This window comes from Streptomyces sp. NPDC012637 (genome assembly GCF_042954805.1).
Taxonomy (GTDB): domain Bacteria; phylum Actinomycetota; class Actinomycetes; order Streptomycetales; family Streptomycetaceae; genus Streptomyces.
Window position 1 is genome coordinate 1,336,265 of the sequence record NZ_JBIBDS010000001.1, and the last position, 15,534, is coordinate 1,351,798.

Genomic DNA, 15,534 nt, shown 5'->3' on the forward strand with positions numbered 1-15,534 from the left:
CCTCTGGATTCGCCAGAGCGCTGCGCCTTCATCGCGCAGATATTCTGTGAAGTGTGATCGAGTCTGGACGGCCGCGGCTCCGTCGGCTCCCCGGCCCGGGAAGACTTGTGCGGCTGTCGCCGGTCATCCTGACCATCGTCATTGCGAGCCTGGCCTACGCCACTCCGCCGGAAATGGCGTTCAGCCGCCTCCTGCCCGCCGCGCCGGCCCTGGCCGCCGCCATGTGGCCGGTGCTTCCGACCGTGCTGCTCGGGACGGTCTGCCTCTTCCTGATGATCGGCCTCAGCCTCGTCTTCCCCGACCTGGGAACGTGGTGGACGGCCGCGGGGATCATCGCGGTCACGGTGGCCGCCGCGTACGGGAGCCATCTCCGGCTCCAGCGGGAGCGCACCCTCTTCCAGGTCCGGCTCGTCGCCGACGCGGCACAGCAGGTGGTGATGAGTCCCATGCCCCGCCGCTTCCGGAACGTCGAGATCGAGTCGCTGTACCTCGCGGCTGCGGCGGAGGCGCGCATCGGCGGGGACTTCTACGAGGCGGCCGACACGCCGTACGGGCTCAGGCTGCTCATCGGTGACGTGCGGGGCAAGGGCCTGCCGGCGGTCGGGGCGGCCGCGGCGATCGTCAACGCCTTCCGGGAGGCGGCCTACAGCGAGACCGACATGGTCGACGTCGCGCGCAGGCTGGACGCCAGCAGCACCCGCTACAACGCCGCCTTTCCGCCCGAGGGGCCGATGGAGCGCTTCGCCACCGCTCTCCTCGTCGAGATCCCGCACGAAGGCAGACGCATCCACCTCCTCAACTGCGGGCACCCTCCGCCACTGCTCCTGAACCGCGGGACGCTCCGTGTCCTCGAGCCCGCCGTCCCCTCGCCGCTGCTGAGCCTCGCGGAGCTGATCGGCGATCACTACAACGTCGAGACCTACGACTTCGCCCCCGGTGACCTGCTGCTCCTCTACACCGACGGGATCGCCGAGACGCGCGCGCACGACGGCGAGTTCTTCCCGCTGGCGACGTGGATGAGTCGACAGGCCCCGGCGCAGCCACGCGAACTGCTCGCCGCTCTTCACCGCGACCTCCTCCGCTACAGCAGAGGGCGCCTCGACGACGACATCGCCGCCCTCGCCGTACGCCTGCGCGAGCACGAAGCCACGGAACCGCGGTGAACAACCCCGCGGGACGCGGCGTCGGATGCTTGGGCCAGGGCCTCTGACCTGCGTCACAGCGGAGCACTCCCGCCTGGTCGCCCGTCTCCGCCGCCCCTCGGAGCGGACACCCTGTGAGGCGACCCCGCCGCTTACCGTGAGCACGGGAGACCTGGCGGCGGGGAGGTGTTACAACTGGGGTTGTGAGCCCCTCCTGTCTCTCGTCTCCGGCGTGCCGGTGCGGTCGAGCCTAGGCAGAAGATTCGGAAGCGTCGCCGGGCAGGTCTTCGTCCTACAGGTGGCGATCGTGGTGCTGCTCGCCGCCGGGGCCCTGCTGGCCCTGGTGCTGCAGTCGCGGAGCGACATCGACCGGGAGGCGCGCAACCGGTCGGTCTCCGTGGCGCAGACCTTCGCGAAGTCCCTGGGCCTCCAGGACGCGCTGAAGGCGCCGGACCCGTCCTCGGTTCTGCAGCCCCTGTCCGAGGAGACGCGCAAGGCCGCAGGGGTGGACTTCATCGTGGTGATGGACACCCAGGGCATCCGCTACAGCCACCCCCAGCCCGATCGCATCGGCGAGCGGTTCGTCGGCACGATCGAGCCCTCGCTCGCCGGGCGGGTGCACACCGAGAGCGTGCAGGGACCCCTCGGCAAGGAGATCCAGGCGGTCGTGCCGGTCACCTCGCCCGAAGGCGAGGTCGTCGCCCTCGTCTCGGCGGGTCTGACGGTGAAGAGCGTGACCGGCGTGGCCAACCGGCAGCTTCCGGTCATCCTCCTGTCCATCGCCGGCGGTCTGGCGCTGGCCACCGTCGGCACGGCCCTGATCAGCCGGAGACTGCGCCGACAGACCCACGGGCTCGGCACGCAGGAGATGACCCGCATGTACGAGCACCACGACGCGGTGCTCCACGCCGTCCGCGAAGGGGTGCTGATCACCGACGGCGAAGGACGGCTGCTCCTCGCGAACGACGAGGCCGGGAGGCTGCTCGACCTGCCGGACGACGCCGAAGGGCGCCCGGTCGACGAGGTCGGCATGGACCGCCGGATGGCGGACCTGCTGCTGTCCGGCCGCATCGCCACCGACGAGGTGCTGGAGGCCGGGGACCGGCTGCTCGTCGTCAACCAGCGGCCCACCAGCCCCGGCGGCCGCCCGCAGGGCTCGGCGGTCACCATCCGTGACTCCACCGAGATGCAGCTCCTGAGCAGCCGGGCGGAGACGGCCCGCAGACGGCTCAAGCTGCTCTACGACGCCGGGGGCGACATCGGCACCACGCTCGACGTGGTGCGGACCGCGGAGGAGCTGGCCGACGTCGCCGTCCCCCGGTTCGCGGACTTCGTGACGGTCGACCTGGCCGACCCGGTGCTGAAGGGCGACGAGCCCGGCCCGGGCGCCGACATGCGGCGCACGGCCGTCAACGGCATCCGCACCGATCACCCGCTGTACCCGCTCGGCACTCTGATCGACTTCCTGCCGTCCACGCCGCAGGCCCGCGGTTACGGCACGGGCGCGGCGGAACTCGTACCCGATCTGCGTGACGCGCCGGGCTGGCACGCCCAGGACCCGCCCCGGACATCGGCGATCGTCGACTACGGGATCCACTCGCTCATCGCCGCTCCCCTGAAGGCCAGGGGCGTCGTGCTCGGCGTGGTCAACTTCTGGCGGTCGCAGAAGCCGGAGCCGTTCGACGAGGACGACCTGTCCTTGGCGGAGGAGCTCGTCGGCCGCGCCGCGATCACCATGGACAACGCCCGCCGCTACACCCGCGAACACCATCTCGCCGTGACGCTCCAGCGCAGCCTGCTGCCGCAGGACCTGCCCGAGCAGAGTGCCGTGGACGTCGCGCATTTCTACCAGCCGGCCCAGCTCGGCGTGGGCGGGGACTGGTTCGACGTGATCCCGCTGCCGGGAAGCCGCGTCGGTCTCGTCGTCGGAGACGTCGTAGGCCACGGTCTGCACGCCGCCGCCACCATGGGGCGGCTGCGCACGGCCGTGCACAACTTCTCCTCCCTGGACCTGCCGCCCGACGAACTCCTCGCCCGTCTCGACAACCTCGTCCAGCGCATGGACCAGGAAGGCGACGGCATCGCCCCCGAAGGCGGCGTTCTGGGCGCGACCTGCCTGTATGCCGTCTACGACCCGGTCTCCCGGAACTGCAGCATGGCACGGGCCGGACACATGCCACCCCTCGTGGTCGCCCCGGACGGCACGACGACGATCTCGGAACTGCCGGCCGGCCCCCCGCTGGGACTGGGAGGCATGCCGTTCGAGGCCACGGAACTGCGCCTGGCGGAGGGCAGTCAGCTCGTCCTGTACACCGACGGGCTGGTCGAGGAACGCAGCCGGGACATCGCGGAGGGCGTGGAAAGGCTGCGCACGGCACTGAGCCACCCCGACCGGGACCCGGGCGCCAGCCGCCGCGCCGTACTGGACGCCCTGCTCCCCAGTCAGCCGTCCGACGACATCGCGCTGCTCATCGCCCGGACCCGCACCCTGGGGCCCGGCCGGGTCGCCGAGTGGGACGTTCCGTTCGACCCGAGCGAGGTCGGTGTCGTGCGCAGCCGCGCGGCCGAGCAGCTCGAGGAGTGGGGGCTGGAGGAGCTCGCCTTCAGCACGGAACTGATCCTCAGCGAGCTCGTCACCAACGCCATACGGTACGGCGCGGCGCCGGTTCACGTGCGACTCCTGCGCGACCGCACCCTGACCTGCGAGGTGTGGGACAGCAGCAGTACCGCCCCCCACCTGCGGTACGCGGCGGGCATGGACGAGGGAGGCCGCGGGCTGTTCCTGGTGGCACAGATCAGCGAGCACTGGGGCACTCGGTATACGCCCGAAGGCAAGGTCATCTGGGCCGAACAGCTCCTGCCCGCCGCCGACCGAACCGTCTCCTAGGTCCGCTGCCGTCCGGACTGCCAGTCGCTCCCAGGGCCTGTGCCGACCCGACGGCCGGTCACCCGACCGCAACTGGTGTGCGCGCTGCCCGCCCGGGAAGGGCGAGCCGGCCCCGGCTCCGGCGTGCGACCGCACTCCGGCCCCCACGGCCGAGCGCGTCGACGTTGCCGCCGCGCGCGTCAGCGCAGGATCTGGTCCGTCAGCCGCTTCCGAGTGCCACGCCCGCGTACGCCACCGACGTCAGGGCAAGGACGACGGCGGGCAGGGCACGCGCGGGCGGGTCGCCGTGGCGCAGGTGGACCACCGCCGCCCCGGTCATCAGCAGCGCCAGCCCGATCGCGGCGGCCATCCCGAGGGGCGTGGAAGCCAGTCCGAGCACCAGTCCGACGGCTCCGGCCACTTCCAGGGCGCCGACGAGGCGGTAGAAGCCCGGCGACATGCCGAGGTGTGCTGCCGCCCGGCGCATGAACGGCACCGCGGCGATCTTCGCCGCTCCCAGTGGCAGGAAGACCAGGGTCAGGAGGGCGGCGAGGGCGATCTGCGCGGCTGTCATGTCGACCGGTCCCGGCGTTCGGCGCCCAGGCGGGCGAAGTGGTCGATGAGGTCGGGGGCGTCCACGGCTGCCGGGTTGACGACCTGCTCGACCGGGGCGCCCTGAAGGAGGCGTTTGACGGGGACTTCGAGTTTCTTGCCGGTGCGGGTGTGCGGGATGCCGGGGACTTCGAGGATCTCGTCGGGGACGTGGCGGGGTGAGGCGCCGGTCCGGATCTGCTCCTTGATCTTCTCGCGGAGCGGGTCGTCCAGGGTCGCGTCGGCGGCGAGGACCACGAACAGGGGCATCCAGTAGCCGCCGTCGGGTTCTTCCGCGCCGATGACGAGGGCCTCGGTGATCTCGGGGAGGCGTTCGACGACGTCGTGGACGTCGGCGCTGCCCAGGCGGACGCCGTTGCGGTTCAAGGTGCTGTCGGAGCGGCCGTGGACGATCACGGAGCCGTGTCCGGTGACCGTGATCCAGTCGCCGTGCCGCCACACGCCGGGGTGGGAGGAGAAGTAGGCGTCGCGGTAGCGGGTTCCGTCGGCGTCGTTCCAGAAGTACAGCGGCATGGACGGCATCGGGCGGGTGACGACCAGTTCGCCGACCTGGTCCACGATCGGGAGGCCCTCGGCGTCGTACGCGGCCAGGGCCACGCCCAGGTGGGGTGCCGAGAGCTCTCCCGCCCAGACCGGTGTGTTGGGGGCGCTGCCGGCGAATCCGGAGACGACGTCCGTGCCGCCGCTGATGGAGGCGAGCAGGACGTGGTCGCCGACGTGGTGGCGGACCCAGGGATAGGCGGAGGCCGGCAGTGCGGAGCCGGTGCAGCCGACCACACGGACCGACGACAGGTCGTGCGCCGAGGGGTCGATGCCGTACTTGGCCATGCCCAGCAGGTACTGGGGGCTGGTGCCGAAGACGGTCACCCGGTGGCGCGCGGCCAGCTCCCACAGGACGTCGAGCCTGGCGGAGGGCGCCGGGCTGCCGTCGTAGGTGCACGTGGTGGCGCCGGTGAGCAGCGTGGAGGCGACCAGGTTCCACATCATCCAGTGGGTGGTGGTGTACCACAGGAGGCGGTCGCCGGGGCCGAGGTCGGAGTGGAGGCCGAGGGTCTTGAGGTGTTCGAGCAGGACGCCGCCGTGGCCGTGGACGATGCCCTTGGGCAGGCCGGTGGTGCCCGAGGAGAACACGACCCACAAGGGGTGGTCGAAGGGCACGGGCGTGCAGGTGAGTTCCTCGGTGCGGGTGGCGGCGTCCTCCCACGGCACCACAGGTGACGGGTACGTCTGGGGCGCCCACGGCAGGCCCACGTGGTCCACGAGCACGGTGGCCTTCAATGTCGGCAGCGCGCCGGCGAGTTCGAGGGTGGCGTCTCGGCGGTCGTGGGTGGTGCCGTTGAAGAGGTAGCCGTCGGCGGAGATCAGGACGGTGGGTTCGAGCTGGGCGAAGCGGTCGGCGGCGGCCTTGGGGGCGTAGTCCTGCCCGCAGACCGACCACACGGCGCCCAGGCTCGCGGCGGCGAGGAAGGCGACGATCGCGTGCGGGGTGTTGGGCAGGTAGCCGACGACCCGGTCCCCCTTGCCGACGCCCACATCGCGCAGGGTGGCGGCGACGGAGGCGACCTGCGCGCGCAGCCGGCCGCCGGTCACCTCGTGGCTGGAGCCGGTCTCGTCGAGGGCGATGATCGCCACGGTGTCGTCGGCGAGGTTGCGCAGGGCGTGGTGGGTGTAGTTGAGGGTGGCGCCGGGGAACCAACGGGCGCCGGGCATCCGCTCCTCGGCCAGTACCTGCTCGTACGGGGTGTCCGCGTCGATGTCGAAGTACTTCCAGACCGCGCCCCAGAAGCCCTCCAGGTCGGTGACCGACCAGTGGTGCAGGGCGGCGTAGTCGGTGCCGTCCACGCCGGCGTGCCGGGCGAAGTCCATGATGCGGCTGTCGGCGACGGCCTGCGGATCGGGCGCCGCGAAGGGCTCCGGGTACGGCCTGGTCATCGTGTGGCGCTCCTCGGGAGGCTGTTCTCGGCGGTCCGTGGGGAAGGGTCAGGGCTGCGCGTGGTGTGCAGGAGGGACGCCCAAGCGGCGGTGTCCGTGAAGTCGTGCCTCCCGGCCGGGACGACGTCCATGACGACGCGGTCCGGGCGCAGCAGGACTGCGTCCGCCCGGCCGGCGCGTAGCCAGGCGGCGAGCGTGCCGTCGTCACGGAGGCCGGTCACGGGGATCGCCGGGACGCCGAGCCCGTGGGCGAGGGCGCCCAGCGAGGGCCAGGGATCGGCGGCGGTCAGGACGGTGAAGGCGTTGCCGAGCAGTTCGTCGAGACGGGTGCGCCGGCCGTCGGGTCCCACCACCCATGGTTGCGGGCAGTGGGTGCCCACGAGGCTCCTGCGCACATGGCGCCGGACGAGGGGCCCGGCGGTCAGGGAGGGGCTGAGGTCGCGGCCCGCCGCCGCGGTGAGGCCGGGTATGCGGCAGGCCGCGGCCAGGATCCTGCGGCGCAGTGCGGCGGCGCCGTCCTGGCCGCCGGTCATGGCCCAGCCCATGGCGACCGCGAGCCGTATCACGTGCCGTGCGTGCGGCTTGCGCTCGCTCTCGTAGGTGTCGAGCAGCCGCTCGTCGCCGCCCTGCTGGAGGACTCGGGCGAGCTTCCAGGTGAGGTTGTAGGCGTCCCGCAGGCCCGAGCAGAGTCCCTGCCCGATGAACGGCGGGGTGAGGTGGGCGGCGTCGCCGAGGAGGAACACCCGTCCCCTGCGCCACCGGTCGGCCACCCGTGCCCGGAAGGTGTACTGCGTCTCCCGTACGACGTCGAAGTCCCCGTCGTACGAGGGCGACAGCCACGGGGCGATCAGCTCGCGGACCGGTTGCTGCCCTTCTTGCAGCCGGAACTCCCAGCGGTAGCGGTCCTCGCCGACGCGCATGAACGTCGCCGGCCGGTGCGGGTCGCAGACCTGGTCGACGCCTTCCCAGCAGCGGACGTCGGCCTTCGTGCGGACGTCGATGACGGTCCAGCGCTCCTCGAAGCGCAGGTCTTCCCATGCGGCGCCGATGGCGTCACGGGTGAGGCTGCCCGCGCCGTCGCAGCCGAGGACCGCCTCGGCCCACAGGTGATGCTCACCGTCGTCGTCGCGGTAGGTCACGCGCACGGGGCCGGCCGGGTCCGGGCCGACGCCGGTGACCTCGACACCGCCCCGCAGCTCGCACTCCGGGCGATCGGCGAGGGCGTCGCGCAGCAGTCGCTCCAGCTCGGGCTGGTCGAACATGCTGGTCTGCGGGTAGCCGTGGTGGCCGTGCTCGGAGCGCCGGAACTCGGCCATGACCCGGTGCCGGGCGTCCAGCAGCCGGAGTCCGTTCGCGGGGCGGGCGATCGCGGCGAACTCCTCGCCCACGCCCGCGGCCTGGAGGATGCGGCGCACCTCGTCGTCGGTGGCGACGGCGCGCGGGAGCGGGTAGACGTCCTGGTGGCGTTCCAGGACGACGGTGCGGATCCCGCGCCGGGCGAGGAGGAGGGCGGCGGTCACGCCCACCGGCCCGGCACCGATGATCACGACGGGTACGGGGTCCGTCTGTGCGGGCCCGGTTGCGGTGTCCCGGGGTCCGGCCTGGTCGGCGGTCATGTGCGGCTCACCTCGGGTCCTTCCCCCAAGCTCTTCGAGCGGGAGGTACCCCCAGCGTCCGTGACGGGCGTGCGCTGCTCGCCGAGGTCGATCCGCCCGTCCGCGGTCGAGATCGTCGCCGTGATCACGTCACCCGTGTGCAGGTAGTGCGGGTTACGGGCCTGGCTCTTGAAGAACGCCTTCCACTTCACGGCGGGCGGCAGCAGCGCGCCGATCTTCTCGACCGCCTTGGGCGGGGCCTTGAGGGCCGTGCCGCCGGGGGTCCCGGTCAGCAGCAGGTCGCCGGGGTCGAGGGTCTGGAAGCGGGCCAGCAAGGTCAGCGCCTGTGCCGGGCGGACGATCATGTCGGCGAGGGTGCGGTCCTGGCGCAGCTCGCCGTTGACCGACAGCCGCAGCCGCAGATCGAGGAGGTGGGCGAAGTCCTCGGGCTCCAGCAGCGCCAGGTAGGGCCCGGTCGGTGTGAAGGTCGGGTACGACTTGCTCTCGTAGAACTGCGTCTTGGTCAGCTGCACCTCACGGGCGCTGACGTCGTTCGTGATCACCAGCCCGGCGACGTACGACGGCAGGTCGCGCTCCTCGACCACGGTGCCGACGGGCAGGGGTGCGCCCACGACGAGCCCGAGTTCGATCTCGTAGTCGAGGAACTTCACGTGCGACGGCCGGACGATCGCCTCGCCCGGGCCGCTCACCGACCCGGACGCCTTACGGAAGAAGGCGGGCGGGATGTCGCCGGTGAAGCCCGAGTCGCGGGCGTGGCTGCGGTAGTTGACCATCTGCGCGACCACCCGGCAGGGGGTGGTGACCGGCGAGAGGGCGACCAGGTCGGCGACGGGCGTGCCCGGCTCCCCGGAGAGGGCGGCCTCGCGGACGGCCGCCCGGTCGGCGATCAGCTCGGCGGTGGTGGCGGCCTTGCTGTCGACGGGGACGGCCCGGTCGCCGCGGAGGACCCACCAGCCGTCGGCGGTGCGCAGGACGTTCGTGCTCATGTCAGTGCCTTTGTGAGGGGGTTGGGGGTGCGGGGTTCAGGACTTGGCGGCTTTGAGCAGGCCCAGCAGGCGTGCCGGGTCCATCTCGTTGTCGCCTCGCAGGGCTTCGATGACGTCACGGACCCGCTGCGGGGAGGGGCTCGCGCCGAGGAAGTCACGGGTGGCAGGAGGTCCCCACTGGGCGAGGCCGGAGGTCGACATGGGCGCCCAGCCGGGCTCCAGGTCGCAGGAGAACAGGTCGCCGTCGGCGAAGTGCTCCAGCATGAAGCGGTCGGGGTCGCGCCAGTAGTCGAAGAGCTGGCTGCCCTGGATGTGCCGGCCGATGCCCCAGCTGCGCTGGTAGCCGCGCTCCGCCAGGTACTCTCCGCCGGCCGCGATCGAGTCGAGGTCGGTCACCTGGTAGGCGGAGTGGACGTAGCCGTTGCCCGGGCCCAGGTGCATGGCCAGCGTGTGGTGGTCGACGGCCCGGCTGCCCTGGTCACAGCGGATGAACGCCATGGTGGGGCCGCGGTCGCGCTGACCGTCCAGGAACAGGAAGTCGGAGACGATCATCCCGAGGGTGTCCAGGTACCAGTCGAGGGCGCGCCCGAAGACCCTGGTCTCCAGGACCACATGGCCCAGGCGCTGGATGCGGGAGGGTTCACGCGGCGGGCGCTGGGTGACGTTCGTGCGACGGTGACCGGTGCCGAAGTTGAGCAGCAGCGGCTGCTGCTCGGGCAGCGCCGGCAGTTCCTCCGCGCAGTGCACGACCCGGACCGGGAAGCCGGAGGGGTCGAGCAGGTCGACCACCTTGCCGCCGCCGGGCACGTCCGCGTCCCGCACGGACGTGCCCGTGGCGCGGGCCAGCCGGTCCAGGTCGGCCCGCTCGGCGGCGCGGAACGCCGGGCCGATGAAACGGGAGGCCCGGCCGCGCCGGATCACCATGCACGGTGAGCCGGCGAAGGTGCCCCGCAGCCACAGCTCGCTCTCGCTCCGGGCGGCGATGCCGAAGCCGAAGTCCCGGGCGAAGACCTCGGCCCGGTCCAGGTCGGGCTTCTCGAACTCCAGCCAGGCCAGGTCCGCCACCTTGATCACGGGGTTCCGGGAGCGCCCGGGATGCTCGCCGCGCTGGGCGCCCTGCGCGCTGTGGAGGTCCTGATGGGCCGTCCTGACGTCCGGGACGCCGACTGCGTCGACGCGGGTTTCGGACATGGTGTCCTCCAAGCGACATTGCCGTAATGATGAAATCATCAAGTCTGACAGTTCCGTCGTCAAGGTGCTCGCGATGGAAATGATGAATTCATCAGGACTGCGATGGTCATCGCCCGCAGTTAGAATCCGGACATGCCTACGTCAGCCCCGCCCGGCAACCGATTCGAGCGGCGTCGCGCCGAGACCCGCGGGGCTCTCGTCCGCGCGGCTCGCCAGATACTCGCCGAGGACGGCGACACCAGCGCCAGCATCCAGGCGATCGCCGAGCGCGCCGACGTCGGCTTCGGCTCCTTCTACAACCACTTCGAGTCCAAGACGGAGCTGTTCGAGGCCGCGGTGCAGGACGCCCTGGAGGAGTTCGGCCAGAGCTTCGACGAGCACCTGGCCGGCATCGACGACCCCGCGGAGCTCGTCGCGACGGGCTTCCGGCTCAGCGCCCGCATGGCCGACTCGCACCCGGAGCTGATGCAGGTGCTGCGCCGCCGGGGCCTTGGCCACGTCCATGCGGACAACGGCCTCACCCGGCGGGCACTGCGGGACATCGAGGTCGGCATGGCCTCCGGCCGTTTCACCGCCGTCGACCCGACGATCGCCTTGTCGGCACTGGGCGGAACCCTGCTGTCCCTGGTAGAGCTGCGATTCGCCCGCCCCGACGTGAACGGCGACGACGCCGCGGTGAACCTCGCCGAGATGGTCCTGCGCATGCTGGGCGTCCCGCCGGACGACGCCCACGAGGTCGCCCGGCGCCCCCTCCCCGACCCCGCCTGACCGACCACCGACGCCCGCTCGCCACGCGGTGGACGACGCGCCTGAACGGAGGGTGACCGGGCGGCCGGTGAAGCGGACCTCGACCCCGCCCTCCGCGGTAGTGACCGAGCGGCCGGTGAAGCGGACCTCGTCCCCGCCCTCCGCGGTAGTGACCGAGCGGCCGGTGAAGTGGGCATCGTCCCCGCTCTCCCCGGTGGTGACCGAGCGCGGGTGCACTCCTTCGGGGACGTTCCCGCCCAGCGGGACGGGCTCTTCCAGGGCCTTGTCGAGCAGCGCCCTCAAGGGCGGGATCAGCTCGCCCTGGACCGCGCGGACGTTCGTGGAGGCGATGCGGGTTGCCCTTCGCCACGGAGACGGCCGCACTCACGGTGACGTCGCCGACAAGCGGCAGACCGGCCCCCGTTCCCGGACCATCTCGCTCGCGGGAGCATCACCGCCACCATCACCGCAGGCCGGCGCCTCGGAACTCCCACATCCACCGCCTTCGCGCAGCCCTCCACCAGCTCCGCTCCCCCACGCCGCCCGCCGCCAGCACCCTGGCGAACCATCCCCGGCTCGGGCGTGCGACCACTCTGCGACCACCACGGCCCTGGACGCACGAAAGGCCGCCCTCTCGATCACGAGAGAACGGCCTCCGACCTGCGTTTCCGCATGGTCGGGACGACAGGATTTGAACCTGCGACCCCTTGACCCCCAGTCAAGTGCGCTACCAAGCTGCGCCACGTCCCGGCACCCGTCTGACCTGGGGTTTCCCCGGCCCGACGTGCATGAGAACAATACCGCACTTCCACGCGTGGTCACGAACCCGTTTGCGGCTTGACCTCAAGTGCGCTTGAGGTAGCACCGTGTGCGTCATGAACAACACGACGTACACGACGTACACCACGGATGCGACGAACACGACGGACACGGCCGCCCACGGGGCCGGCGACGTGGCCGCTGACATCGCGCGGCTCGGCCGGCTCATGGGGCTGATGACGGGGGACGAGAAGCACTCGACCGCGGCGACCTCGACGCTCGACGCGCTGTGGGTGCTCTACGACCGGGTGCTGCGGGTGTCGCCCGGGACCGCCGGGGATCCGGGGCGGGATCGCTTCCTGCTGTCGAAGGGGCACGGGCCCATGGCGTACTACGCGGTGCTCGCGGAGAAGGGGTTCGTCGACGAGGACCTCCTGACCGGGTTCGGCGGTTACGCCTCGCCGCTCGGGCACCACCCGGACCGGACGCTGGTGCCCGGGGTGGAGATCGGGAGCGGGTCGCTGGGGCACGGGCTGCCGCTGGCGGTGGGGACCGTGCTCGGGCTGCGGGCGCAGGGGCTCACCGATCCGCAGGTGTGGGTGCTGATCGGGGACGCCGAGCTGGACGAGGGCAGCAACCACGAGGCGCTCGCCTACGCCGGGCCCGCCGGCCTCGAACAGCTGCACACCCTGGTGATCGACAACAGTTCCGCCACCTACGGCTGGCCCGGCGGCATCGCCTCGCGGTTCGAGGCGGCCGGCTGGTCCGCCGAGACCGTCGACGGGCGTGATCACGAGGCGCTGTACGCGGCCTTCACCGCCCCGCACCCCGGGCGGCCGCGGGCGGTCGTCGCCCGGGTCGAGCCCAAGCAGTGAGCCTCTCGCACCGGCCCCCTGCACCGGCCTCTGCATCGACCTCCGCACCGATCCCGGCACTGGCTTCCCGCGCCGAGCCGCTCGCACCTCATCACGACATTCTTGAGGAGAACCCCGTCATGGACACCATGCGCGACCGTTTCATCGCCACCACCGGCCGGCTGCTCGACGAGGATCCGCGGCTCGCGCTGGTGCTGGCCGAGATCAGCAAGGACGGTTTCCAGCAGACCTTCGACCGGCATCCCGACCGTGCCGTCAACGTCGGCATCCGGGAGCAGCTGCTCATCGGCGTCGGCGGCGGAATGGCCCTGACCGGGATGCGGCCGATCATGCACACCTTCGCCAGCTTCCTCGTGGAGCGGCCCTTCGAGCAGCTGAAGCTGGACTTCGGGCACCAGGGCGTGCACGGCGTCCTGGTCAGCGCGGGCGGCTCGTACGACTGGCCGGCTGGCGGCTTCACCCATATGTCACCGGGTGACGTGGCACTGATGGACACCCTGGACGGCTGGACGGTGCACGTGCCCGGCCACCCGGACGAGGCGGAGACGCTGCTGCGCCGGGCCGCCGCGAGCGACGAGTCGGTCTACGTGAGGCTGTCGGTGCACGCGAACGCCTCGGCGCACCCGGTCTCCCGGAGCGGGTTCACGACACTGCGCGAAGGCTCTCGGGGGGTCGTCGTCGCGGTGGGTCCGATGCTCGACGCCGTGCTGGCCGCGACCGAGGGCCTGGACGTGACGGTCCTCTACGCCACGACCGTGCGGCCCTTCGACGGCGCGGCACTGCGCAGGGCGGTCGCCGGGTCGCGCCCGGACGTTGTCCTGGTGGAGCCGTACCTCGAGGGGACGTCCACGGCGGCCGCGAACGACGCGCTCGTCGAGCAGCCGCACCGCGTGCTCGGTCTGGGCATCGGCCGGCGCGAGCTGCGCCGGTACGGCTCGATCGAGGAGCACCTGGCCGGCCAGGGCCTCGACCCGGCGGCACTGCGGGCGCGGATCGGCGCGTTCCTGGGATGACCCTGCCGGGCGATCGCCGCTCACGCTCCGTTACGGACCCTTGCGCCCCGCAACTCCCGGGGCGCGCCTCCGCCGGGCCGGCCGGGGCGGGTTCGCGGGGCCGGGAGCCGTGCGGCGCCGACGCGTACGGGAGGAGGGGACGGGTCCGGAATGCCGACCCTTCGGTGATGAAGTGAGGCATGGGGGGATCACGCCCGACTGCATGTCATATGCCCCTGAAACTCTTGCCGTTGGCATGTGGCAGAAAGACGACCATGGGAAATGCCCGTCCGACTCGACTGAGCAGGCCAAGACCACGCGAAACACAGTCAGAAACGAACGTCAACCGTTCCGGTTTCAGACAAACTTGGTGTCGATATTGATCCACCCCGGAAAGATCAACACCATGAAGTGGTCGGCCTGTTCGGGACGGGACCACTGCCGATGCACCACCTGCTCGGACCACTCGACGAGCAGGCGTTTCGCAGAGGAGGACCCTATGGACGGCTACTTCAGCAGCCGGCTGCATCACCAGCTCCGGCAGAGGGTGCGGGACTTCGCAGAGCGTGAGGTTCGGCCACGCATACCGGAGATGGAAGCCGGCCGCACGGTCCACCACGAACTGTCCCGGCTGATCGCCCGACAGGGCTGGCTGGGAGCGACTATCGGCCACGAGTACGGGGGCATGGGCGCCGGCCATCTGGCCAAAACGATCATCATCGAGGAGCTGTCCCGGGTCAGCGGCGCTATGGGCGCCATGGTCCAGGCCTCGCAGCTCGGGACGGCCAAGATCGTCCACTTCGGCAGCGACGAACAGCGCAAGACCTGGCTTCCGGCCATCGCCGCCGGCGACTGCCTGCCGACCATCGCGGTCACCGAGCCGGAGTCGGGCGGACATGTCCTCGGCATGACCGCGAGCGCGGTCCGTGACGGCGACGACTACGTCCTCAACGGCAGCAAGGTCTACGTCGGCAACAGCCACGTCGGCGACCTGCACGGTGTCGTGGTCCGGACCGGCCCCGGTTCCAAGGGGCTCACGGCCTTCCTCGTGGAGTCCGACCGCCCGGGATTCCGGACCGGTCCGCAGCAGCCCTCCATGGGCCTGCACGGCTTCAGCTTCGGTGAGCTCATCTTCGAGAACTGCCGGGTGCCGGCCGCCAACCGGCTCGGCGACGAGGGCGACGGCCTCTCCGTGGCGTACTCCTCCAGCGTCCTCTACGGTCGGGCCAACCTCACCGCCGTGTCCCTCGGCATCCACCAGGCGATCCTGGAGGAGACCACCCGCTTCGCCACCGAGCGCATCCGCTACGGCAAGCCGCTCGCCGAACTCCCCACCGTCAAGCTGAAGCTGGGCCAGATGCAGTCGCGTCTGATGACCGCGCGCCTCGCCGCGTACCACGCCGTCCACCTGCTCGACCAGGGCATGTCGTGCGACACCGAGCTGATGAACGCCAAGCTGGTGAACGTCGAGTCCGCGATCGACTCCGGGCGCAACGCGATGGAGATCCACGCGGCGGCCGGTCTGTTCACCGACCGCCCCATCGAGCGGTACCTCCGCGACGCGCACCACATCTTCGCCCCCGCGGGCACCTCCGACATCCAGCTCCTCCGGCTCGCCGAGGTCGCCCTCGGCCAGGACAAGGGCAGCTGGTCGGAGCGGCTAGCCGACGTGGTCCGCATGGAACCCGCTCACGTCTGACGGCACGTCAACAGCAGGAGAATGCCCCGGAGTCCGGCAAAGGAGCCGAACCCCGGGGCATCCGTACGTCTCGGACGGGGGACCGTACGACCAGGCCGTGGGAGACCGGGCCGACGG

Annotated in this window: 11 protein-coding genes and 1 tRNA gene; 6 read left to right on the forward strand and 6 right to left on the reverse strand. The window is 71.5% G+C overall.

Features of this window, described 5'->3' with window-relative positions:
* Nucleotides 1-107 precede the first annotated feature (107 nt).
* Together ACFY8W_RS06050 and ACFY8W_RS06055 are read left to right on the forward strand one after the other, a co-directional pair.
* Complete coding sequence (locus ACFY8W_RS06050) at nt 108-1,163, forward strand: SpoIIE family protein phosphatase (protein ID WP_391100783.1); 1,056 nt, start codon at nt 108-110, stop codon at nt 1,161-1,163.
* A gap of 277 nt (nt 1,164-1,440) precedes the next feature.
* Complete coding sequence (locus ACFY8W_RS06055) at nt 1,441-4,029, forward strand: SpoIIE family protein phosphatase (RefSeq protein ID WP_391100785.1); 2,589 nt, start codon at nt 1,441-1,443, stop codon at nt 4,027-4,029.
* 199 nt (nt 4,030-4,228) lie between these two features.
* Here ACFY8W_RS06055 and ACFY8W_RS06060 read toward each other — a convergent pair whose 3' ends face one another.
* The 5 genes from ACFY8W_RS06060 to ACFY8W_RS06080 are packed head-to-tail and all read right to left on the reverse strand — an operon-like array spanning nt 4,229 to nt 10,345.
* Complete coding sequence (locus ACFY8W_RS06060) at nt 4,229-4,582, reverse strand: DoxX family protein (protein WP_391100786.1); 354 nt, start codon at nt 4,580-4,582, stop codon at nt 4,229-4,231.
* Nucleotides 4,579-6,552, reverse strand: a complete 1,974-nt coding sequence (locus tag ACFY8W_RS06065; RefSeq protein WP_391100788.1) for an acetoacetate--CoA ligase — start codon at nt 6,550-6,552, stop codon at nt 4,579-4,581. Before ACFY8W_RS06065 ends, ACFY8W_RS06060 begins: the two co-directional genes overlap by 4 nt.
* Complete coding sequence (locus tag ACFY8W_RS06070; protein WP_391100791.1) at nt 6,549-8,168, reverse strand: bifunctional 3-(3-hydroxy-phenyl)propionate/3-hydroxycinnamic acid hydroxylase; 1,620 nt, start codon at nt 8,166-8,168, stop codon at nt 6,549-6,551. Before ACFY8W_RS06070 ends, ACFY8W_RS06065 begins: the two co-directional genes overlap by 4 nt.
* Nucleotides 8,165-9,154 (reverse strand): fumarylacetoacetate hydrolase family protein, encoded by a 990-nt coding sequence (locus ACFY8W_RS06075; RefSeq protein ID WP_391100793.1) that lies wholly within the window; start codon nt 9,152-9,154, stop codon nt 8,165-8,167. Before ACFY8W_RS06075 ends, ACFY8W_RS06070 begins: the two co-directional genes overlap by 4 nt.
* 36 nt (nt 9,155-9,190) lie before the next feature.
* Nucleotides 9,191-10,345 (reverse strand): VOC family protein, encoded by a 1,155-nt coding sequence (locus ACFY8W_RS06080; protein WP_391100795.1) that lies wholly within the window; start codon nt 10,343-10,345, stop codon nt 9,191-9,193.
* Between the two features lie 132 nt (nt 10,346-10,477).
* Here ACFY8W_RS06080 and ACFY8W_RS06085 point away from each other — a divergent pair, with 132 nt between their 5' ends.
* Complete coding sequence (locus ACFY8W_RS06085) at nt 10,478-11,113, forward strand: TetR family transcriptional regulator (protein WP_391100796.1); 636 nt, start codon at nt 10,478-10,480, stop codon at nt 11,111-11,113.
* Between the two features lie 652 nt (nt 11,114-11,765).
* Here ACFY8W_RS06085 and ACFY8W_RS06090 read toward each other — a convergent pair.
* A tRNA-Pro gene (locus tag ACFY8W_RS06090) sits at nt 11,766-11,842 on the reverse strand.
* Between the two features lie 236 nt (nt 11,843-12,078).
* On the opposite strand from ACFY8W_RS06090, the gene ACFY8W_RS06095 reads away from it, so the two are divergent.
* The 3 genes from ACFY8W_RS06095 (at nt 12,079) to ACFY8W_RS06105 (ending at nt 15,417) form a co-directional block, all read left to right on the forward strand.
* Nucleotides 12,079-12,726, forward strand: a complete 648-nt coding sequence (locus ACFY8W_RS06095; RefSeq protein WP_391101743.1) for a transketolase — start codon at nt 12,079-12,081, stop codon at nt 12,724-12,726.
* Nucleotides 12,727-12,845: 119 nt separating this feature from the next.
* Nucleotides 12,846-13,739: a transketolase C-terminal domain-containing protein gene (locus ACFY8W_RS06100; RefSeq protein WP_391100799.1), complete on the forward strand. Its 894-nt coding sequence runs from the start codon at nt 12,846-12,848 to the stop codon at nt 13,737-13,739.
* A 478-nt stretch (nt 13,740-14,217) separates the two neighbouring features.
* Entirely contained in the window at nt 14,218-15,417 is a 1,200-nt protein-coding gene (locus ACFY8W_RS06105; RefSeq protein ID WP_391100801.1) for an acyl-CoA dehydrogenase family protein, read from the forward strand.
* The last annotated feature ends 117 nt before the right edge of the window (nt 15,418-15,534 follow it).

Coding starts and splice junctions, on each gene's coding strand:
- ACFY8W_RS06060 (WP_391100786.1), bottom strand. CDS start 4,582: ATGACAGCCGCGCAGATCGCCCTCGCCGCCCTCCTGACCCTGGTCTTC.
- ACFY8W_RS06065 (WP_391100788.1), bottom strand. CDS start 6,552: ATGACCAGGCCGTACCCGGAGCCCTTCGCGGCGCCCGATCCGCAGGCC.
- ACFY8W_RS06070 (WP_391100791.1), bottom strand. CDS start 8,168: ATGACCGCCGACCAGGCCGGACCCCGGGACACCGCAACCGGGCCCGCA.
- ACFY8W_RS06075 (WP_391100793.1), bottom strand. CDS start 9,154: ATGAGCACGAACGTCCTGCGCACCGCCGACGGCTGGTGGGTCCTCCGC.
- ACFY8W_RS06080 (WP_391100795.1), bottom strand. CDS start 10,345: ATGTCCGAAACCCGCGTCGACGCAGTCGGCGTCCCGGACGTCAGGACG.
- ACFY8W_RS06085 (WP_391100796.1), top strand. CDS start 10,478: ATGCCTACGTCAGCCCCGCCCGGCAACCGATTCGAGCGGCGTCGCGCC.
- ACFY8W_RS06095 (WP_391101743.1), top strand. CDS start 12,079: ATGGGGCTGATGACGGGGGACGAGAAGCACTCGACCGCGGCGACCTCG.
- ACFY8W_RS06100 (WP_391100799.1), top strand. CDS start 12,846: ATGGACACCATGCGCGACCGTTTCATCGCCACCACCGGCCGGCTGCTC.
- ACFY8W_RS06105 (WP_391100801.1), top strand. CDS start 14,218: ATGGACGGCTACTTCAGCAGCCGGCTGCATCACCAGCTCCGGCAGAGG.